The 20,824-nt window shown below is 64.6% G+C and carries 14 protein-coding genes; 6 read left to right on the plus strand and 8 right to left on the minus strand.

Going from position 1 to position 20,824, the window contains the following annotated elements; translation table 11 throughout:
• The first annotated feature begins 87 nt into the window (after positions 1–87).
• A complete protein-coding gene (locus tag HWQ56_RS14905) occupies positions 88–1,731 on the plus strand; it encodes an ArnT family glycosyltransferase (protein WP_176570997.1) in 1,644 nt (547 codons plus the stop codon).
• Positions 1,732–2,748: 1,017 nt separating this feature from the next.
• Here HWQ56_RS14905 and fabV read toward each other — a convergent pair.
• From fabV to HWQ56_RS14930, 5 genes are all read right to left on the minus strand, one after another.
• Complete coding sequence (gene fabV / locus HWQ56_RS14910) at positions 2,749–3,945, minus strand: enoyl-ACP reductase FabV (RefSeq protein WP_176570998.1); 1,197 nt, start codon at positions 3,943–3,945, stop codon at positions 2,749–2,751.
• 282 nt (positions 3,946–4,227) lie between these two features.
• Positions 4,228–5,601 carry a DUF1329 domain-containing protein gene (locus HWQ56_RS14915; protein ID WP_158158295.1) on the minus strand — a complete coding sequence of 458 codons (1,374 nt, stop codon included), beginning with the start codon at positions 5,599–5,601 and terminating at the stop codon, positions 4,228–4,230.
• Between the two features lie 13 nt (positions 5,602–5,614).
• Positions 5,615–7,408: a DUF1302 domain-containing protein gene (locus HWQ56_RS14920; RefSeq protein WP_176570999.1), complete on the minus strand. Its 1,794-nt coding sequence runs from the start codon at positions 7,406–7,408 to the stop codon at positions 5,615–5,617.
• A gap of 371 nt (positions 7,409–7,779) precedes the next feature.
• A complete protein-coding gene (locus tag HWQ56_RS14925) occupies positions 7,780–8,823 on the minus strand; it encodes an aromatic ring-hydroxylating oxygenase subunit alpha (protein ID WP_158158294.1) in 1,044 nt (347 codons plus the stop codon).
• Between the two features lie 158 nt (positions 8,824–8,981).
• Positions 8,982–9,248 carry a hypothetical protein gene (locus HWQ56_RS14930; protein WP_158158293.1) on the minus strand — a complete coding sequence of 89 codons (267 nt, stop codon included), beginning with the start codon at positions 9,246–9,248 and terminating at the stop codon, positions 8,982–8,984.
• A gap of 125 nt (positions 9,249–9,373) precedes the next feature.
• Here HWQ56_RS14930 and HWQ56_RS14935 point away from each other — a divergent pair, with 125 nt between their 5' ends.
• The gene (locus HWQ56_RS14935) at positions 9,374–10,291 is read left to right on the plus strand and encodes a bestrophin family protein (RefSeq protein WP_158158292.1); all 918 of its coding nucleotides are present in this window, start codon (positions 9,374–9,376) and stop codon (positions 10,289–10,291) included.
• On the opposite strand, the gene HWQ56_RS14940 is transcribed toward HWQ56_RS14935, so the two are convergent.
• The gene (locus HWQ56_RS14940; RefSeq protein ID WP_158158291.1) at positions 10,292–10,720 is read right to left on the minus strand and encodes a TOBE domain-containing protein; all 429 of its coding nucleotides are present in this window, start codon (positions 10,718–10,720) and stop codon (positions 10,292–10,294) included.
• A 227-nt stretch (positions 10,721–10,947) separates the two neighbouring features.
• Here HWQ56_RS14940 and HWQ56_RS14945 point away from each other — a divergent pair, with 227 nt between their 5' ends.
• Together HWQ56_RS14945 and HWQ56_RS14950 are read left to right on the plus strand one after the other, a co-directional pair.
• Complete coding sequence (locus HWQ56_RS14945; protein ID WP_176571000.1) at positions 10,948–12,690, plus strand: cytochrome c biogenesis protein DipZ; 1,743 nt, start codon at positions 10,948–10,950, stop codon at positions 12,688–12,690.
• 123 nt (positions 12,691–12,813) lie between these two features.
• Complete coding sequence (locus HWQ56_RS14950; RefSeq protein ID WP_176571001.1) at positions 12,814–14,340, plus strand: FAD-dependent monooxygenase; 1,527 nt, start codon at positions 12,814–12,816, stop codon at positions 14,338–14,340.
• Between the two features lie 126 nt (positions 14,341–14,466).
• Here HWQ56_RS14950 and HWQ56_RS14955 read toward each other — a convergent pair whose 3' ends face one another.
• Complete coding sequence (locus tag HWQ56_RS14955) at positions 14,467–15,834, minus strand: MFS transporter (protein WP_176571002.1); 1,368 nt, start codon at positions 15,832–15,834, stop codon at positions 14,467–14,469.
• A 130-nt stretch (positions 15,835–15,964) separates the two neighbouring features.
• Positions 15,965–16,099: a PSPA7_2676 family Cys-rich small protein gene (locus HWQ56_RS29250; RefSeq protein WP_280634409.1), complete on the minus strand. Its 135-nt coding sequence runs from the start codon at positions 16,097–16,099 to the stop codon at positions 15,965–15,967.
• 296 nt (positions 16,100–16,395) lie between these two features.
• Between HWQ56_RS29250 and HWQ56_RS14960 the strand changes: the two genes are divergently transcribed.
• On the plus strand, positions 16,396–18,762 hold the full coding sequence (locus tag HWQ56_RS14960) for a putative bifunctional diguanylate cyclase/phosphodiesterase (protein WP_176571003.1): 2,367 nt from the start codon (positions 16,396–16,398) through the stop codon (positions 18,760–18,762).
• Positions 18,763–19,099: 337 nt separating this feature from the next.
• Complete coding sequence (gene mqo, locus HWQ56_RS14965; RefSeq protein ID WP_176571004.1) at positions 19,100–20,728, plus strand: malate dehydrogenase (quinone); 1,629 nt, start codon at positions 19,100–19,102, stop codon at positions 20,726–20,728.
• Positions 20,729–20,824: the final 96 nt, after the last annotated feature.

A 20,824-nucleotide genomic window follows, 5' to 3' on the forward strand; every position in this document is an offset into this window, starting at 1 on the left:
GCCGTTGTGGGACGACGACGAAGCTTTCACAACTGGCCCACGGGAAGTGGCTAGCATTTCGGCACCTGATCGACCCATGGACAGAAGATGGATCACGCCCCTCCCTTTCGCCTTCATGCGCTGCTGATTTACGCGGCTGCGCTGGTATTGTTCACGCTGGGTATCTGGGATGAACAGCCTCAGGGTTTCGACGATCGCTGGGCGTTGTTCCTGCAGGAAATGTATCGTCACGGCCCCAGCCTGTTTCCCACCACTTATGGCCAGCCGTACGCCGACTACCCTGGCACGGCGACCTGGTTCAGCTACCTGTTCGCCCGGCTGATCGGGGCCCCCAACCACCTGGCCAACGTACTGCCGACGGCCCTGGCCTCGGCCGGAATCCTGGCGCTGCTGTACCGCCTGCTGGCCCCCTCGAGCCGGGCGTGGGCGCTGCTGGCGGTGCTGCTCACGGCGCTGACCACCCAGTGGCTGGAAAAATCACGTTCGGTGTGCCTGGACCAGATGAGCTCGCTGCTGTGCCTGGCCTGTTTCTACCTGCTGCACCGCGGCGAGCAGTTGGGTTCGCGGTTGCGCCAGTGGGCGGTGGTGCCCCTGTTCGCGCTGGGTTTTGCCATTCGCGGACCACTGGGCCTGGTGGAAGTCTGTGGCGTTGCCTGCACCTATTGGGCGCTGGGTGTGGCCACCGACCGTGAACAGGCTGTGCTGCGCATCAAGCGGGTGCTGGGCTACGGCATCGCCGGCCTGGTACTGCTGGGCGCGGGCTGGTGGTTGCTGATGGCTTTGGCGCGCATCGCCGGCGGTGACAGTTTCGCCGAGGATGTGCGCAACATGCAGGTGGGGGGCCGCCTGGACGAAAGCGGCAAACCCTTTTTCTTTTATTTGCAGTTGAGCCTTTACCGGTATTTTCCGGTAGTGCCCCTGGCGCTGGCGACCCTGGTCGTCCTGCGCCACCGCTGGGCGGCCCGTGGCCAGGACAGTGACGTGCAAATGGTGATCCGCCTGGGTGCCTGTGGCCTGATGATTTTGCTCGGGCTGTCGGTGCCGCACTTCAAGCGGGCGTACTACGTGCTGCCGATGGTGCCGTTGTTCGCCGCAGTGGCCGCTTATGGTTTGCTGGAAGCTCGGGGCTGGTTGGCGAAGGTCGCACGCGCGTACACCGGGCTGGTGGCGGTGTTACCGGTGCTGGGCATCGTCATCGTGTTCATCTGTCATCAGCTGTGGCGCAAGCATGACGATTGGCCCGACGTCTCGCTAGGGCTGCTGGCAGGGGGGCTGGTGCTATTGCAAGTGGCGGCGCTGTGGGCCTGGTGCAGCCGCGCCGAGCGCGCCCATCGCCTGGTGCTGCTGAGCCTGGTGGCGTTGCTGGCCCAGTGGTGGTTGCTGGTAAAGATGGTCGAGCCAGCGCAGGACCGCCAGTTCGATACCCGGACCTTCGTCGACCAGGTTGAAAATCTCCGCCAGCAGGCGCCGGGGACACTGGTGTTCCTCAACCTGGGGCGCGACACCTGGGCCATTCGCTACATGATGAATCTGGCCCATGACGAAGTGCCCGCGCCGCTGTTCGTGGGCCAACAGGACCTCACGCCACTGGCCCACCTGCCCCATCCAGCGTGGGTGATCGTGGCACGCAGCGAACGCAGCCTGCTCGACGGCACACCGTTGCAGAAGCTTGCACCGGCCTACGCAGGGCACCTGAATGGCAATGCATTGCTGGTGTTCCAAGCGCCCTGAAAGCACCCGGCGCGGCCTGGTCCCACAGGGTGAATGCTGGAGTGCAGCAGGCCCCTGTGGGACCGGGCGTCAGCTCGGGAAGCAGGCGACGCGGACTGACTGCCCTACCGCGGTGCGGCCTTCCCGAGCTTCGCCCGGTCCCACAGGGGTGAATACTGGAATGCGGCGCGCCTCTGTGGGACAGGGCGCCAGCTCGAGATGCAGACGGCGCGGACTGACTGGCCGACCGCGGTGCGGCCTTCCCGAGCTTCGCCCGGTCCCACAGGGGTGAATACTGGAATGCGGCGCGCCCCTGTCGGACCGGGCGCCAGCTCGAGATGCAGACGGCGCGGACTGACTGGCCGACCGCGGTGCGGCCTTCCCGAGCTTCGCCCGGTCCCACAGGGGTGAATACTGGAATGCGGCGAGCCCCTGTGGGACCGGGCGCCAGCTCGGGAAGCAGACGGCGCGGACTGACTGGCCTACCGCGGTGCGCCCTTCCCGAGCTTCGCCCGGTCCCACAGGGTTAACCCCACCATCGCGGCCATCCTCTGTGGGACCGGGCGCCAGCTCGGGAAGCAGGCGACGTGGACTGACTGGCCTACCGCGGTGCGGCCTTCCCGAGCTTCGCCCGGTCCCACAGGGGTGAATACTGGAATGCGGCGCGCCCCTGTCGTACCGGGCGCCAGCTCGGGAAGCAGGCAACGCGGACTGACTGCCCTACCGCGGTGCGGCCTTCCCGAGCTTCGCCCGGTTCCACAGGGGTGAATACTGGAATGCGTCGAGCCCCTGTCGGACCGGGCGCCAGCTCGGGAAGCAGACGGCGCGGACTGACTGGCCGACCGCGGTGCGGCCTTCCCGAGCTTCGCCCGGTTCCACAGGGGTGAATACTGGAGTGCGGCGAGCCCCTGTGGGACCGGGCGTCAGCTCGGGAAGCAGGCGACGCGGACTGACTGCCCTACCGCGGTGCGGCCTTCCCGAGCTTCGCCCGGTCCCACAGGGAGCCCATGAAAAAAGGGCGCTTTCGCGCCCCTTTTTTCAACCCTGGATCAGGTTGGGAATGTCGACTTTCGGGCTGACATCAGCCTCGTAATCGACACCCGCGATCTCGAAACCGAACAAGCGCAGGAACTCGTGCTTGTAGCCGGCGAAATCGGTCAGGTCGTTGAGATTTTCGGTGGTGACTTCGTTCCACAAGGCTTCGACCTTGGCCTGGACTTCAGGGGCCAGTTCCTTGTAGTCGGCGCGCAGGCGGCCGTCGGCGTCGACGATAGGCTCGGCGTTGTACAGGCTGTCCTTGAACAGGCCGTACACCTGCTCGATGCACCCTTCGTGGGTGCCCTGCTCTTTCATCACCTTGAACAGCAGCGACAGGTACAGCGGCATGATCGGGATGGCCGAGCTGGCCTGGGTGACCACGGCCTTGAGCACCGACACGCGCGCGTCGCCGCCCAGTGGGGCCAGGTTGGCACGTATGTCCAGGACCTTTTTGTCCAGGTCCTTCTTGGCTTCGCCGATCGAACCGTTCCAGTAGATGTCGTGGGTCAGCTTCTCGCCCAGGTAGGTGAACGCCGTGGTCTTGGCGCATTCGGCCAGCACGCCGGCTTCCTGCAGGGCGTCCATCCACATTTTCCAGTCTTCACCGCCCATGACCGCGACAGTGCCGTCGATCTCGGCCTGGGTGGCCGGTTCCAGGGTGGTTTCTTCAACCGTGCCCTTGTCGGTGTTGACGCCGCGCTGGGTCACGGACTTGCCCAGCGGCTTGAGGGTGGAGCTCAGCAGCTCGCCGGTCTTGGGGTGCAGGCGGCGTGGCGCAGCCAGGCTGTAGACCACCAGGTCAACCTGGCCCAGGTCCTGCTTGATGGCTTCGATGGTCTGGCGCTTGATCTCGTCGGAGAACGCGTCACCGTTGATGCTCTTGGCGTACAGGCCTTCGGCGGCGGCGAATTTGTGGAACGCGGCGGTGTTGTACCAGCCTGCGGTACCGGCCTTCTTCTCGTCGCCTTCGCGCTCGAAGAACACACCCAGGGTCTTGGCGCCGGCGCCGAAAGCGGCGCTGATGCGCGCGGCCAGGCCGTAACCGGTGGACGCACCCAGCACCAGCACGTTCTTCGGACCATTGCCGATAGCGCCGTGCTGCTTCACGTAGTCGATCTGCTCTTTGACGTTGGCTTCGCAGCCAGCCGGGTGGGTAGTCACGCAGACGAAGCCGCGAACGCGTGGTTTGATGATCATGTAGAGAGCTCCCTGTACGGTGTGCTGTGGGCCAACGCTGCCGGGGCAACGTGACGGGTCTAAGTCATAGACGCGCGTAACGCCTTCGCGTCACGGCGAATGCCCATTCAAATGACAATTGTGAACCCTGGCCGAGCGGCGAGCACACGATGTGCAGGTATTGTAACCATTTTTGACTTGTGGGACCGGGCGAAGCTCGGGAAAAGACCGCCGTGGTGTATCGGATACACCACGCATTCTCTTCCCGAGCTTCGCCCCGTCCCACAGGGGAGGCGGCGCCGTCTAGCGGGTGCCGGCGCTGCGCAGGGCGTTGGGGGTGTAGTCGGCCGGCGTCATCTTCAGGTCGAATTGCACGAAGTTGCGCTCTTCGTTGCTCATACCGGTTGCGATGTAGCGGCCGTTCACCAGGTCATACAGGGCCTCGAACGCCTCGGCTTGCACCTGGCGATGGTACCAGGGCACCAGCATAGCCTGCCCTACCCGCCACAGCTGGCCACGGCCATCGTAGAGGTCGGACATGGCGATGTTCCAGCTGTCCTCGTCCACATAGAAGGTGCGTTTGGCGTAGATGTTGCGGGCGCCAGGCTTGAGCGTGGCTTCCACCACCCACACCCGGTGCAACTCGTAACGGGCGAGGGTCTGGTTGGTGTGGCCGGCCTGCAGAATGTCGGCGTACTTCTCGGTCGGCAAGGCCAGGCGGAAATTGTTGTAGGGGATGTACAACTCCTGCTTGCCCACCAGCTTCCAGTCGTAACGGTCGGGGGCACCGTTGAACATGTCGAAGTTGTCCGAGGTACGCATGCCATCCGATGCCGTCCCCGGCCCGTCATAGGCCACTTGCGGCGCCCGGCGCACACGGCGCTGGCCGGCACTGTAGACCCAAGCCTCGCGGGGCTGCACGATCTGGTTCAGCGAATCGTGCACCAGCAGCACGTCACCGGCCAGGCGCGCCGGGGCGGTGACCTCCTGTTTGAAGTACAACAGCGCATTCTTCGCTTCCTGGGGGTCGATGCCCGGCATCTGGTCGGGGAAGCCGACCTGATCCTTGAGCTGCACCAGGCTGTAGGAGCCATTGGCCTGCGGTGCTGCCTGGGTGTACACGCGGCTCAGGTTGCCGCCGCGGTAACGGGTGATGTGATTCCAGATCACCTCCAGGCCGTTCTGCGGGATGGGAAAGGCATAGAAACGGCTCTGGTCGAAGTTCTCCAGGCCGTTGCCATCGGCCACCAGGTTGACCTTGGCGGCGCTGGTCTTGGCCGCGGCCTCGACGTTGGCCGGCACGGAGATACTGCGGTGGGTGACGTACACCGGCATCACGAAAGTATCAGGATAGCGCTTGAACATCGCCAGCTGCCCGGCCGACAGTTTGGCCTTGTACTGGTCGACGTTTTTCGCGGTGATGGTGAACAGCGGCTTCTCACTGGCATAGGGGTCGCCGATAAAGCCGGTGCTCGAGAGCGGCGCGGCATTGGTTTTCAGGCCGCCATCCCAGGCCGGAATAGTACCGTCCTTGTTGCCTGCCTTTTCCGCCCCCAGCGGCGTCAACGTGGTGCCCAACTTGGCCACCTGGTCGGCGCTGGCGGCCGCCATTACATTCACCGCCACCAGGCTCAGGGCCAGGGCGGCGCATTGCATTGCCTGCTTGCCAATCATCATGAAGTTCCCCACCTTAGAAGTTCACGCCGAAACTGAGGGCGATGAAATCGCGGTCAGACACGGTGTTGTAATCGCCGCCAAAGAAGTTGGTGTAGTTGAGGCTGGCGGTGTAGGTGTTCTGGTAGTCGGCGTCCAGGCCCAGGCTGACGGCCTTGACCCCTTGGTTGAAGACCGGCCCGTAGCCGTGCACGTCGTGGGACCAGGCAACGTTGGGCTTGAGGTTGATGCCGGCGATGGCGTTGGCATAATCCCAGATGGCCCGGGCGCGGTAGCCCCACGACACACTGGTGTAGAAGCCACTGGAGCCGTATTCGGCGTCGGCTGCGGCATTCTCCGGAATACCGAACACGGCGTCGCGGCCGTAGCGGTTGCCGGCGGTATCGCTGACGCCGGCGATGTGGTCGACGCCGACTTCGCCGATCAGGGTCAGACGCTGGGCCCCCATCACCTGGTCGAAGAAATGGGTAAAGGTGGTCTGGGCCTGGGTCACTTCCTTGCGCACATAGCCCTGGTTGATCGCGCCCGCCTGGGCCAAGGCCGCCGCCGCACCGCCCGTGGCCGCCGCAGTGGCCACGCTGCTGGCCAGCAAGGTGGTTACGTCGGTGGTGTTCAGTTGCAATGGCATGTTGGGCCGGTAGCTGATCTCGCCGCTCCAGGCCGTGCCCGTGGGCAAGGTGGTGGCGAAGCTCAGGCCGTACAGGCGGATGTCCTCGGGGTAGTCGAGGAAGTAATTGCCACGCCCCAGCAGGATAGGCTGCGCCAGGGCCGGGGTGCTCAACGCCCTGATGACGTCGGCACGGCTGGCGTTCTGAACGCTGACGTAGGGGGTACGGCTGTGGTAATTCATGGCATAGGCGCCGTACTCGGTATTGTCCCCCAGCCAGCGCAGGGCCAGGCCCCACTGCCCGGAGTCGCGCGCCTCATTGTCCGAGCCTCGCGGCACGATCAGGCCCTCGGGGGTCACGTTCACGCCCAGCGATGCCAACGCCGCCTTGGTACCGGGCTGGTTGAGGGCACCCACGGTGGTGGCGTCGAGAATGGTGTAGTTGGCCCGGCAGCCCTTGGCCGCGACGTCGGTGCTGGAAAAGAACGTGCCGCAGTTGTCGACGATGGTGTTGTCCCAGCCCAACTGGTAGAAAGCCTCGGCGGACAACTTGTCGGTCAGGCCCTGAGAGACGTACAGCATGTTCACCGGGATCAACCCTTCCTTGATTTCAGCGCCCGGGCGGCGGAACGCCGAGACATCGATGGGGTTGATGGAGTTGATACTGTTGCCGATGAAGGTACTTTCACCCCAACTGACCACTTGTTTGCCCAGGCGCACGCTGCCGGGTTTTTCATCAATCTGGTAGTTGTAGTAAGCGAAGGCATCCAGCAACTCGATACCCGAAGACTTGGCGGCTTCCTGCCGACCATCATTACTGACGTTCTTGAAGTCCTGGTTTTCGTCCTGAAGTTCAAAGTCATACCAGTACTTGACCCGGGTAAATACGCCCATGTTGTCGTATTTCAATTCCAGGTCATGGATGCCTTTGAATATCTTGGAAAAAGTCTCGCCCTTGTCAAAGTTCAAGCGACCGTCATCGTTGGTCTGGGTAAAACCATGACCGCCGTTGGCCGAGCCAATGAGTTTCTGCGAAGGGCTCTGGGTACTCCAACTCGCCCCGATCGACAGCGAAGAGTCGAACTGCCCCTCGATTTCGCCGATATTGAAGTTGACGGCGTGGGCGTCGAAACTGACGGCACACCCGACGGCCACGGCCACCAGGGTGGGTGAAAAACCCCTGGACCTTGTTTTTGTTATCATTTGGCGCTCCTTGGTGAATCCCCACATTGTTGTGCACCGCCCGCGCAAACGCCCGGTCATGCTTTTTTTATACCGTGAAGAACAGCTAAGAATGCGTAGGAAGTTAGACGGCTCGCGTGCAAAACACCCTGCGAACAATCTATGTGCCATCCTCGATACTGTCAAATTGACCCACACCGCCGCAGGCCCGTGGCGCCGGGCCTGGGTATGGAAATTGCTTGGGGTGTTTAATCCTTTCAGCGCCCGGTAATTGCGGGCGATGACGCGGCATATGTAACAGCGTTATACGGCATCATTAGCCAAAGCCCGCTGTCAGCGGGCCCTTACATTCATGCCGTGGTGTGAGCTGTATCACCAAAAGCCATGAGGCGTTATCCCACCTGCTGGCGCCCCAGCCCCATGTTCAGGAGGATACGCCGGTAGGCGGTGGAGCTGCGGTCGGCCTGGAAGTGCGCTTCGAGCAACGGGTCCAGCGGCAAGTCTTCAGGGCGCTGCGATTCGACGATGGCCTGGTCCTCGGCGAAAATCTGCGCGTTGAAGGCATACACGTCTTCCAGTGAACCGGTCTTGTCGAAATTGCGCGTCAAGGGCACGAACAACCGGGTCTTGCGCGCGGACACCGGGCAGGCCGCGTTGAGGATGCACAGGCGGCCGTCATCGGGAAAATGCACGGTCAGCACCGCGCTGAACGGCGGGTAGACGTCGAACACCCGCAGCCAGCGGAAACCTTCTGGCTCCAGGTGCTGCAGGGCCTTGGGGTAGTTGCTGACCCCACTCCAGTATTCGGTGCGCAGGCCGTAGTCGGTCAGTTGCGTGTCGTAGGAAGGCACCACCGGGTTGTCGCGGTCGGCAAACGCCTCGTGGTGTACCCAGGCGAAATGGGCCACGTCGATGAAGCCTTCCAGCTGGCGGCCACTGGAGCCGGCAATATCCACCCAGGGCGGCAGGATGGCCTGGTGCTCGGGGTCGTCCCAGGTGGGCAGGTGCGGCAGGTTGGGCTCCAGGCTGTGCAGGCTGGTCCACACCAGGCCGAAACGCTCCACCACCGGGAAGGTCTTGAGGGTGAAGCGCGGGGAGATGCGGGTCAGGTCCGGCTGCGCTGGAATCTTGCTGCAACGGCCGTCGGCCCCGTAATGCAGGCCGTGGTAGGGGCAGACGATTTCATCGCGTTCTACCCAGCCCATGCTCAAGGGCACGCCACGGTGCGGGCAGATGTCGCGAGCGATGGTGATGCCTGCTGTGGTGCGAAACAGCACCAGCGGCACGTCCAGCAATTGTGCCGCCACCGGTTTGGCTTCAATGTCCTGGACCCTGGCCACGGGGTACCAGTGCTGCGCCAACACCTCCCAGTCGCGGGCTTCGAAGGTGCACTGGGCGGGTGGGGACAACAGTTCGCGGGTAGCAATCATCGACATGGCAAAACACCTCGGTATGAATATACAAAGGCTTTCGCAGGGGGCAGCACCTGGATGGGGCGCTGTTTTCAAGCATCGCTATATACCGGTGCATACAGCGTACGCGCCCACCTGAAAAGCTGACTTATGAGTCAGCTATTGCAGTTTTCCTGCCAACTTCACTTGTGCCGGTACAGCGCGTCCCGGCGCTTGTCCAGACTCGCCTGGCGCTTGGCGATATCGGCGGCAAGCTCCGCCAGGCGGTCCTCACCGCAGGCAATGGCGGCGGCTTTGCTGGGGTACAGCTCATCGACGTGGTAGTTGCGACCGGACTCGGTGCGGTCGTAGCCGCTGGCCGCGTAGCCGGGGCCGATCAGCTCGATTTCCAGGGGTTGAAAGCTGCGGGTCAGCAGCCAGGCCGTGTAGGGGTAGATTCTTTCGCGCATTGCGGCGTTCCAGGGGCCAGAATGAACAGGTAGGATGCAGCAGCGGCATTCGCTATATAACAAATGATATAGCGCCTGCCCTGCCTATCGCAAATTCCTTGCTGCCACAGGAGCCCGAACCGCGCATGATCGTCCGCCCCCACAATCCCTCCGTTCTGACGCTGCTGTTTTCCCTCAAGGGCTCCATCATCCCGGCCATCTGGCGCAAGGTGCTGTTCACGGTGCTGGTCAGCTCCGCCGTGGTCGCCGTTCACGGTACGCTGTTCAATTTCAAGGTCGTGCTGACGGCCACGCCCTTCACGCTATGGGGGCTGACCCTGGCGATCTTCCTGGGCTTTCGCAACACCGTGGCGTACCAGCGGTTCTGGGAGGCGCGCACACTGTGGGGGGAATTGTTGATCGTCAGTCGCAACCTGACCCGCCAGACCTTGAGCCTGCTGCCTGGCCTGGCGGCCGAGCAGCGCCAGCTATTGGCCCAGGGCCTGGTCGGTTTCGCCCACGTGCTCAAGCATTACCTGCGCCGCGAGGCCGTGGCGCCGGAGACCTTGCTGCACCTGGATGAGCCCGCGCGGCATCGGGTGTTGAGCCAGCAGAACCCTGCCAGCGCCTTGCTGGGGCTGCTGGGCAAGCGCTACCAGGAAGCGGCACGCCAGGCGGGCGCCGGTGAACAGATCCAGGTCAGCATCGACCAGCAGGTCACGCGCCTGTCCTATGTGCTGGGTGGCTGCGAGCGCATCAAGGGCACGCCCATCCCCTACCCCTACATCCTGCTGCTGCACCGCACGGTGCACATCTATTGCTTTCTGCTGCCGTTCTGCCTGATCGACAGCATTGGCTGGTTCACCCCGGTGGCGGTGTGCATCCTGGCCTATACCTTCTTCGGCCTGGATGCCTTGGGCGACCAGATCGCCGACCCGTTCGACCTGCAGCCCAACGACCTGCCGTTGCACGCCATGTGCCGCAACATCGAGATTGCCGTGCAGGAACTGCTGGACGAACCGGCGCCGTTGCCCGAGGAGCCGGTGGATGGGGTGCTGATGTGATCAGTCGGCCACGCCGAGGATGATATGCGAGGCCTTGATCACGGCCGTGGCCGTCACGCCTGGGGCCAGGCCCAGTTCCTCCACGGCGTCGCGGGTAACGATGGCGAACACCTCGTCGCCCCCGGCCAGGCGCAGCACCACTTCGGCATTCACCGCGCCATCACTGACCCGCACCACCTGGCCCTGCAGGCAGTTGCGTGCCGACAGTCGATAGCCGCCGGCGTCGGTCATCAGCACGACCCACGGCGCCTTGACCAGCGCCACGGCCTGCTTGCCCACTGCCAGGCCCAGGCTCTTGACGCTGGCCAGCGTCACCACGGCCACCAATGCTTCCCCGCCCGGCAGGGTCAAGGCCACCTCGGCGTTCACCGCCCCTTCGTTGACCTGGCTGACGATGCCTTTGAACACGTTGCGTGCGCTGACTTTCATGGAAGCTTCCTTGTGAGGGGTGAGCGCCCATCATTGCCGCGAACGCTATGTGTTTACCAGCCCAGCGCCGGATGAGGCCTATCGGCCTTGCAGGCCCACCTTGGGGATGGCCTGATTGGTTTGCGCGCCAGATATCACAAAATGTTTAACTGCCCGTGAGGATTTCACACGCGCCAGCGCGCTAGCATCAGCCTCATCCTTCACCCACGCTGACAAGGGCCATCACCATGTTGCTGTTATTGCTTGCCTACCTGGGGGGCGTGCTGACCATCGTCAGCCCCTGCATCCTGCCGGTGCTGCCATTCGTGTTTGCGCGCACTGGCCAGCCGTTCGTCAAGAGCGGGCTGCCGCTGCTGGCCGGCATGGCCGTGACCTTCGCCCTGGTCGCCTCGCTGGCGGCGGTGGGCGGGGCCTGGGTGGCGCAGTTGAACCAATATGGCCGCTGGCTGGCCCTGGTATTCGTGGCACTGTTCGCCCTGACCTTGTTGCTGCCGCAATTGGCCGAGCGGCTGACGCGGCCGTTGGTTGCCGCCGGTAGCCGGTTGTCCGAAGCCGCCGGGCATGACAGCCGGCCCCGGCCTGGTGCGTCCTTTCTGATCGGCGTGGCCACCGGCCTGCTGTGGGCACCTTGCGCCGGCCCCATCCTGGGGCTGGTGCTGACGGGCGCCGCGCTGCAAGGGGCCAGCATCGGCACCACCCTGTTGCTGCTGGCCTATGCCGCCGGCGCGGCGACTTCATTGGCTGCGGCACTGCTGATTGGCGGCAAGCTGTTTTCGGCGATGAAACGCGCCCTTGGCGCGGGCGAGTGGATCCGCCGGGGCCTGGGCGCGCTGATGCTGGCAGGGGTCGCGGCCATTGCCCTGGGGCTGGACACGGGGGTGCTGGCGCAATTGTCCACGGCCTCCACCGGGGGACTGGAACAGCACCTGGTCGACCGCGTGCTCGGCGAGAAGAACCGCAACGGCCAGGCCACCGCCGTCAAGGTGGCCGACAACCGACCGCTGCCGGTGGAGGGCGACCTGCCCGCCCTGAGCGGTGCCGTGCAGTGGCTCAACTCGCCACCGCTGACGGCCGAAGCCCTGCGCGGCAAGGTGGTACTGGTGGATTTCTGGACCTACTCGTGCATCAACTGCCTGCGTACCCTGCCCTACCTGAAGGCCTGGGCCGCCAAATACCATGACCAGGGCCTGGTGGTGATCGGCGTACACGCCCCCGAGTTCGCCTTCGAACGCGATGTGGGCAACGTCACCGCAGCCATGAAGAAACTGGGCGTTACCTACCCCGTGGCCATCGACAACGACTACACACTGTGGCGCGCCTTCGACAACGAGTACTGGCCGGCCCACTACTTCGTCGATACCCAGGGCCGTATCCGATACCACCACTTTGGCGAAGGCGACTATGACCAGTCCGAACGGGTGATCCAGCAGTTGCTGCGCGAAGCTGGGCACACTCAGGTCAGCACCGACCTGGTCCAGGCCGACGCCAAGGGCGTACAACAGGCCGCAGACAACCAGGACATGCGCTCCCCGGAAACGTACGTAGGCTACCGCCGCTCGGAAAACTTCGCCTCGACCCCGGCCGTGGCCGCCGACAAAGCGGCCCGGTACCAGCTACCGGCCCAGCCGCAATTGAACCAGTGGGGCGTGGAAGGCCAATGGACCATCGGTGCCGAGCAAGCCACCCTCGCCCAGGCCAACGGCCGCATCGCCTATCGTTTCCAGGCCCGCGACCTGCACCTGGTGCTGGGCCCTGGCAGCCATGGCCGACCGATACGCTTCAAGGTCACGGTGGACGGCAAGGCACCCGGCGATGCCCATGGCACCGACGTGGCCCCCGATGGCAGCGGGCAGGTGACCGAGCAGCGGTTGTACCAGCTGGTGCGCCAGCCTGGGGGGGTTGGCGAGCATACGTTCAGTATCGAGTTCCTGGATCCGGGGGTGCAGGCTTATGCGTTTACCTTTGGGTGAGGGTTGCTAAGGGTTGGGGGCAAAGTGGGCTGCGCACTGCCGCCCCCAGGAGCACAGCTCGGTGCTTGCGCCCTACACCTGCCATACTCCAGAAACCGCCGCCAACAACGAGGCCTTGCCCCCATGCACCGCAGCGACGTACTCATCGTCGGCGCCGGCCCCACCGGCCTGGTCCTGGCCCTGTGGCTCGTGGCCCAGGGGGTGCGCCCGCGTATCATCGACCTGAACCGGCAGCCGGCCACTACCTCCCGTGCGCTGGCCGTGCAGGCACGCACGCTGGAGCTGTACCAGCAACTCGATCTCACCGGCCACGTGCTGCGACATGGCCACACCGTGGCGGCCATCAACCTGTGGGTCAAGGGTGCGCCCGTCGCGCACCTGCCGTTGACCCGCATCGGCGAAGGCCTGACCCCCTACGGCTTTCTGCAGATATTCCCCCAGGATGAACACGAGCGTTTCCTGATCGAGCGCCTGCGGGCCGAGGGCATCAGCGTTGAGCGCGGCGTCGAACTGCGCGGTTTCATCGACCAGGGCGACCAGGTACAGGTGCAACTGCTACACCCCGACGGCCATCTGGAGTCCGCCGAGACCCTGTACCTGGCCGGTTGCGACGGCGCTCGCTCGACCGTCCGCCACGGCTTGGGTAGCGGCTTTCCCGGGGGCACCTACCAGCAGGTGTTCTATGTCGCCGATGTGCAAGGCCAGGGGCCGACGTTCAATGGCGAACTGCACGTGGACCTGGATGAAGCCGATTTCCTGGCCGTGTTCCCGCTGGCCGGCAACGGCCGCGCCCGGCTGATCGGCACCGTGCGCGACGAACGCGCCGCCCGCGCCGAAAGCCTGCGACTGGAAGACATCAGCCGCCGCGCCATCGACCACCTCAAGGTGCAGGTGGACCAGCTCAACTGGTTCTCCACTTACCGCGTTCACCACCGGGTCACCGAGCAGTTTCGCGTGGGGCGCACCTTTCTGCTGGGGGATGCCGCGCACGTGCACAGCCCGGCGGGGGGCCAGGGGATGAACACGGGGATTGGCGATGCGATCAACCTGGCCTGGAAGCTGGCCAGTGTGATCACCGGGCGCGCCGATGAAACCCTGCTGGACAGCTACGAGCCCGAACGCATCGGCTTCGCTCGGCAACTGGTGGCCACTACCGATCGCGTCTTTACCTTCGCCACGGCCCAGGGGCCGGTGGCCGACCTGCTGCGTACGCGCCTGGCGCCGCTGCTGATTCCCAGGGCCCTGGCCTTGGGCGCGGTGCGCGAGTGGTTGTTTCGTACCGTCTCGCAGCTGACCTTGAACTACCGTCACAGCGCCCTCAGCGACGGCGCCGCCGGCCATGTCCATGGGGGCGACCGGCTGCCCTGGGTAAACGCTGGCGGCCGGGATAACTTCACCGCGTTGCAGACCCTCGAATGGCAAGTGCACGTGTACGGCAAGGCGGGCAAGGACTTGCAGGCCGTATGCGCCACCGAAGGCCTGCGCCTGCACGTGTTCGACTGGCACCCGGAGCATGGCGAGGCTGGCCTGGCGCGCCATGCCCTGTACCTGGTAAGGCCGGACGGCTACGTGGCCCTCGCCACCGGCGACCATCCGGCGCCAGCCCTGAGCGATTACCTGGCGCGCAGCCCCCGGCGCCCCACCCCGTAGCAGCGGACCTGGCCGCGTTGGCAGCGTACGCGGTAGGTCCGGCACTGCGCGGCGTACCTGACGCGGCCGGGTCCGCTGCTACGCGCCAGCGGTGGTGCTGTGCGCCAACAGGGGATCACGCCCGTTTCAGCGAAACCCTCCGCCCACTTGCCACACCCGCGCGCCGCTGGCCACGCTGCCGACCAGGGCGAACACGCACCCCAACCACAGTGCCCATTGCGGCCCACTGGCCAGTGAGGCGTGGAAACACAAGGCCACCAACGACGCCCCCAGCGTCTGGCCCAGCAACCGTGACGTGGCGACGATGCCACTGGCGCCCCCGCTGCGGTGCGCCGGTGCGCTGGTCATCAACGCCTTGAGGTTGGGCGATTGGAAGAAGCCGAAACCGGCACCGCACAACGCCATCCGCCAACCGATATCGAACGCCGATGCGCCGCTGCCCAACAGCGCCAGCGAGGCCATGCCCAGGCTCAACCCCAGCAGGCCGATCCCCCCCAGCAACCCCGGTGAGAAACGGTCCGCCAGGCGCCCCGCGACCAGGGCGGTCAACGCCACCACCGCCGGCCAGGGGGTCATCAGGAAACCCGTGGCCACCTGGCTGTGACCCAGCACGCTTTGCAGCAGGAACGGCAAGGCGACGAACGCCAGCCCCTGGGTGCTGAACGCGCAGATTGCCGTGGCCGACGACAAGGCAAACAGCGGCCGCTTGAACAGATCCAGGGCCAGCATCGGCGCCGGGTGCCCCGCCTGCCGGCGGATCAGCAAGGCCCCGCACACCAGGGCCACCACCAGTTCGGTCGCCGTCAGCAGCGCATTTTCCCCATGCACGGTGGTGCCCAGGCCCAGCACCAGGCAGCCGAACAACCCTGCGCACAGCAGCGCGGCCACGCGGTCGAAATCATGGCCGGCGCGTTCGATGTCGGGCAGGTTGCGGTACGCCAGTACTACGGCGAGTACGCCAAGGGGAACGTTGATCAGGAACAGCCAGTGCCAACTGGCCACCGACAGGATGGCCGACGCGGCGGTGGGCCCCAGGGTGAAGGCCAACCCCACCACCAGCGAGTTGTAGCCCATGCCCCGTCCCAGCCTGTTGGCCGGGTAGATGAAGCGCAGCAAGGCGGTGTTCACGCTCATGATCGCCGCCGCCCCCAGGCCCTGCACCACCCGAGCAATGGCCAGCGACGGCAGCGACCAGGCCAGCCCGCACACCAGTGACGACAACAGGAAAACCATCAACCCGCCGAGGTACACCCGGCGGTGCCCCAGCACTTCCCCCAACGAGGCGAACGGCAGAATCGTCGCCACCATGGCCAGCTGATAGGCGTTGACCACCCAGATCACCGACGCAGAGTCGGTGCCGATCCCGGTGGCCAAGGTGGGCAAGGCGGTGTTGACGATAGCCGTGTCCAGCGTGGCCATGCCGACGGCGAGGGACAAAGCGAAGACAGCAGGAATGCGGTTGTGGCTGGGCAAACCATCAGCGGGGGCAAGCATGCGCGCGAGTATCCGATTTCACAGGGCGGGGCTCTGGAGCGTAACCCCGCGCGCGGCAGATTTCATGTCAAATGGGCGAAGCTGACCGAGTTTTCATCTCCGGCGCCGTCCACCCGTGACGCGTGGGCCCCTAGGGCGCCAACACACTGTGGTACCGCAGTGCCCCGCAACGTTCGCAGCGTTCACAGGTCATGGGCGCCGAACCCAGTGTTTGCGGGGCGCATGCCAGCCATTCGCAGCCCTTGATCAGACAGATGATACTCACGGTGACCTCCTCGGGGTGCAGCCCCGACTGTTCTCCCAGCGAACGTTGCAGGGTTCGGGCCAACCGGCCAGGTTTAACGCAGCCCAACGAACTCGGGGGCCTCGCCCAGGCAATACCGTGCATTTTGCACGTCGGCGCCCCCCCCGACCAGTGCAAGCTGCCGGATCAATGATGGCACTTCGTCCGGTTTTCGCTTCGCCCCCTCAACTCTCGCGCCAACCTGTCGATACGGGTGAACAAGGGATCCTGCTTCCAGGACAAGGAGTCGATCACTCGACTCGACAGACCGGCATTCGATGATAAAAAAGACAATTCAGAAAGTTCGCTGGACGCCTTCCTTACGTGCCCCCGGTACCCGGTACCTGCTGATAACGGCTACCTTGCTCACCGGCCTGCTGGCGCTGACCGCCGTTGAAAGCTGGCAACAGGCAGCGCAGTCCCCGCTGGTAGCCGCGTGTGTCGCGGCACTCGTGCTGTTGGCCATGCTCGCCGTGCAATTGGGCATCAGCCAACGCCTGGTACGGCAGCGCAACCTGGAGCTCAAGCGCCAGATCGCAGACCAGACCATTATCCGCGCCTCCCTGGCGCGCAGCGAAGACCGGTTTCGCAGCCTGTTCGAGCGCTCGCCCGATGCCGTATGGATCCTTGACCAGCGCGGCTTCAGTAGCCAGGCCAATGCCGCGATGCTGGAAGCATTCGGTTTCAGCGACGCCGCGGCCTTCAAGAACATCAGCCCCCTGGACCTGTCGCCACCGCTGCAGGAAGACGGCACGCCGTCGGCGGTGCGCGCCGCTGCGCTGCTGGCGGCCGCCAGCGAAATGGGCGTACAGCGTTTCGAGTGGCTACACCGGCGCCTGGACGGGCGTTGTTTCCCCGCGGAGGTCACGCTGAGCATTCTGGACCTGGAAGGCGAGCCCGTGACCTTCGCGGTGGTGCGCGACATTTCCAAGCGCCGGCAAGCGGAGACCGAGCTGCTGCGCCAGAAAACCCTGTTCCAGGCCATCGTCGACAACGCCCCCTCGCTGATTTACATGTTCGACCCCCAGGGGCGGCTGGTGCTGTGCAACCAGCTCTACGAACAGGTCGTGGGCCGTACCAGCAGCGAACTGACGGGCCAGCGCCGGGACGACTTCATGGTCCCCGCCGACGCTCGCCAACAGAACGTTCATGACTCGGCGGTGCTCAGCACCGGCCAGTCCCGGCGGTTCGAAGACATCCACCACGATGCCCAGGGCCGGGCGATCACCTACCTCACCACCAAGTGTCCGCTGCGCACACCCGATGGCAACCTGCTGGGGGTCCTGGGCATTTCCAACGATATCACGCGGCTCAAGGAAACCCAGGCTGCCCTGGAACGGCTGGCCCATTACGATGCCATCACCGGCCTGCCCAACCGGGTGCTGTTTCACCAACGCCTGAGTGAGGCCATCCGCCTGGCGATGCCCCACGACCGGCACGTGGCGGTGCTGGTCCTGGACCTGGACGGTTTCAAGACCGTCAACGACACCCTGGGCCACCCCACCGGCGACCTGCTGTTGAGGGAAGCCACGGTGCGCCTGCAACGCAACCTGCGGCCCGGCGACCTGGTCGCGCGCCTGGGGGGCGACGAGTTCGCGTTCGTGATGCCTGTCCACCGCCAGCCAGAAGAAGTCATCAGCCGCCTGCCGCTACTACTGGCCTGCCTGCAGGAGCCCTTCGACCTGGAAGGCAGCCGCGTGTTGATCACCGCCAGCATGGGATTGGCCTTGTACCCCGCCGACGGCAGTACCGCCGACGCCCTGCTGCGCCACGCCGACACGGCCATGTACGCGGCCAAGGAAGGCGGCCGAAACGACTACCGCGTGTACCAGCGGCACATGACCCAGCACATGCAGGAACGCGTCAGCCTTGAGCACGCCCTGCGCCGCGCGCTGGAGAACCAGGAGCTGGAGGTCTGGTACCAGCCCAAGCTAAGCCTGGCCGACGGCCAACTGGCGGGCGCCGAAGCATTGCTGCGCTGGCGCGACCCGCACGCCGGCCTGGTATCCCCCGCTGACTTCATCCCGCTGGCCGAGCGCACCGGGCTGATCGTGCCCATGGGCGAATGGCTGCTGGACCAGGTGTGTGCGCAACTGCGCGCCTGGCGCGACCACGATCGTTTCGACGGCCACGTGGCCGTGAACGTCGCCGTGCCGCAAATAGAGCGCAGCGATTTCGCCGACACGGTGACCCGCGCGCTGCAACGCTACCAACTACCGGCACGGCTGCTGGAAGTGGAAGTGACCGAAAGCCTGTTCCTGGAAAGCCGCCAGTTGGCGCGCAGCGTGCTGGGCCGGTTGCAGGCCATGGGCGTGACCACGGCGGTGGACGATTTCGGCACCGGGTACTCGTCGCTGGCGTACCTGCACTTGCTGCCAGTGGACAACCTGAAGATCGACCGCGCCTTCATTCAGGAACTGCCGCACTCCCCCACGCACATGGCGATTACCCGCGCGATCATCCAGTTGGGCCACGCCTTGAAATTCCGCGTGACCGCCGAGGGGATCGAAACGGCTGAACAATATGAGTTCGTGCGCCAGGCCGGTTGCGATGTGGGCCAGGGCTACCTGATTGCCCGGCCGATGCCGGTCGCCGACTTCGAGGCCTGGCTCGCCCAGTGGCCCGCGGGAGGCATGATTGTCTAACAAGATGAAACATTTTTTATGAGACTAAGGTATTATGCCGCGCGGCGATCTGTCGCATATGGCAAGAAAAACTGTAGCAATACAGCTAGCAATATCACGCCCTTGGCGGCGTGTCATAACAGTGCCCCTGGCAGCTGTCACCAATAATTAACAATAAATCGGCACCGGCGGGACATAACCCGGAATAGATAGCTAACTATCTTTCCTTGCTCCCACGGCCCGGCAATCCAACGTTGGCCTCGCGTGCATGTAACCGTGCGTGTCGAAGTGCGCCTGCTCGTTGGCAATGACCGGACGCGGAGGCGTTTTTAATACAGGGGTAAAGAAGTTGAATAAAATGAATAAGGCATTACTGGGCGTGGCACTGTCCATGGCCTTCATGCCCGCCCACGGCGACGACACCAAGAAGGTCGACGTATTGCTGGTGGGTGGCGGCATCATGAGCTCTACCCTCGCCATCTGGCTGAATGAGCTGGAGCCCAGCTGGTCGATGCAGATGGTCGAGCGCATGGACGGCGTCGCCGAAGAAAGCTCCAACGGCTGGAACAACGCCGGTACCGGCCACTCGGCCCTGGCCGAGTTGAACTACACCCCGGAAGGCAAGGACGGCAAGATCGATATTTCCAAGGCCGTTGAAATCAACGAGTCCTTCCAGGTATCCCGCCAGTTCTGGTCGTGGCAAGTCAGGAACGATGTGCTGAAGAACCCGCACTCGTTCATCAACTCCACCCCCCACATGAGCTTCCTGTGGGGCGACGACAACATCAAGTACCTGAAGAAGCGCTATGACGCGCTCCAGGCGAGCCCGTTGTTCCGCCCCATGCAGTACTCCGAAGACCCGGAGCAGATCAAGAAATGGGTGCCGTTGATGATGGAAGGCCGCGACCCTTCGCAGAAGATCGCCGCCACTTGGACCCCGATCGGTACTGACGTGAACTTCGGTGAGATCACCCGCCAGTTCGTCGGCCACCTGCAGACCAAGTCCACCTTCGACCTGAAGCTGTCCAGCGAAGTCGAAGACATCAGCCGCAACGACGATGGCTCGTGGCGCGTGACCTACAAGAACCTGAAGGACGGTAGCGAGTCGCGTACCGACGCCAAGTTCCTGTTCATCGGCGCGGGCGGCGGTGCCCTGCACCTGCTGCAGAAGTCCGGCATTCCCGAAGCCCGTGACTACGCTGGCTTCCCGGTGGGTGGCTCGTTCCTGGTCACCGACAACGCCAGCGTGGCCGAGCAGCACATGGCCAAGGCCTACGGCATTGCTTCGGTCGGCGCCCCGCCCATGTCGGTACCGCACCTGGACACCCGCGTGCTGGACGGCAAGCGCGTGATCCTGTTTGGCCCATTCGCCACGTTCTCCACCAAGTTCCTGAAGAACGGCTCGTACCTGGACCTGCTGACCAGCACCACCACCCACAACGTGTGGCCGATGACCAAGGTCGGTATCGAACAGTACCCACTGGTGGAATACCTCGCAGGTCAGCTGATGCTGTCGGACGACGACCGCTTCAACGCCCTGAAAGCATACTTCCCGCATGCGAAGAAAGAAGACTGGCGCCTGTGGCAAGCCGGCCAGCGCGTGCAGATCATCAAGCGTGATGCCGACAAGGGCGGCGTGTTGAAACTGGGCACCGAGATCGTCGCGTCCCAGGACGGCAGCATCGCTGGCCTGCTGGGTGCCTCGCCGGGTGCCTCGACGGCCGCGCCGATCATGCTCAGCGTGCTGGAGAAGGTCTTCAAGGACAAGGTCGCCACCCCGGCCTGGCAGGAAAAACTGCACCAGATCGTCCCGAGCTACGGCACCAAGCTGAACGACAACCCGGCCGCCGTGATGCAGGAATGGACCTACACCAGCCAGGTCCTGCAGCTCAACCCGCCACCGGCCATCGACCTGAGCGCTGCCCCGCAGCCCCAGGCCACCCCGGCCAAGCCAGCCAGCAACCCCGCGGCTGACATGGCGCTGTAACAGCGCGCCTGGCGTGCCAGCGAAGAAGGCAACGCGGACCACTTGCCAGGCCGCGCGGCCTCCTTCGCCCGCACGCTGTGCTGCAACACGTGCCGT

The sequence above is a fragment of the Pseudomonas eucalypticola genome (assembly GCF_013374995.1).
Classification (GTDB): domain Bacteria; phylum Pseudomonadota; class Gammaproteobacteria; order Pseudomonadales; family Pseudomonadaceae; genus Aquipseudomonas; species Aquipseudomonas eucalypticola.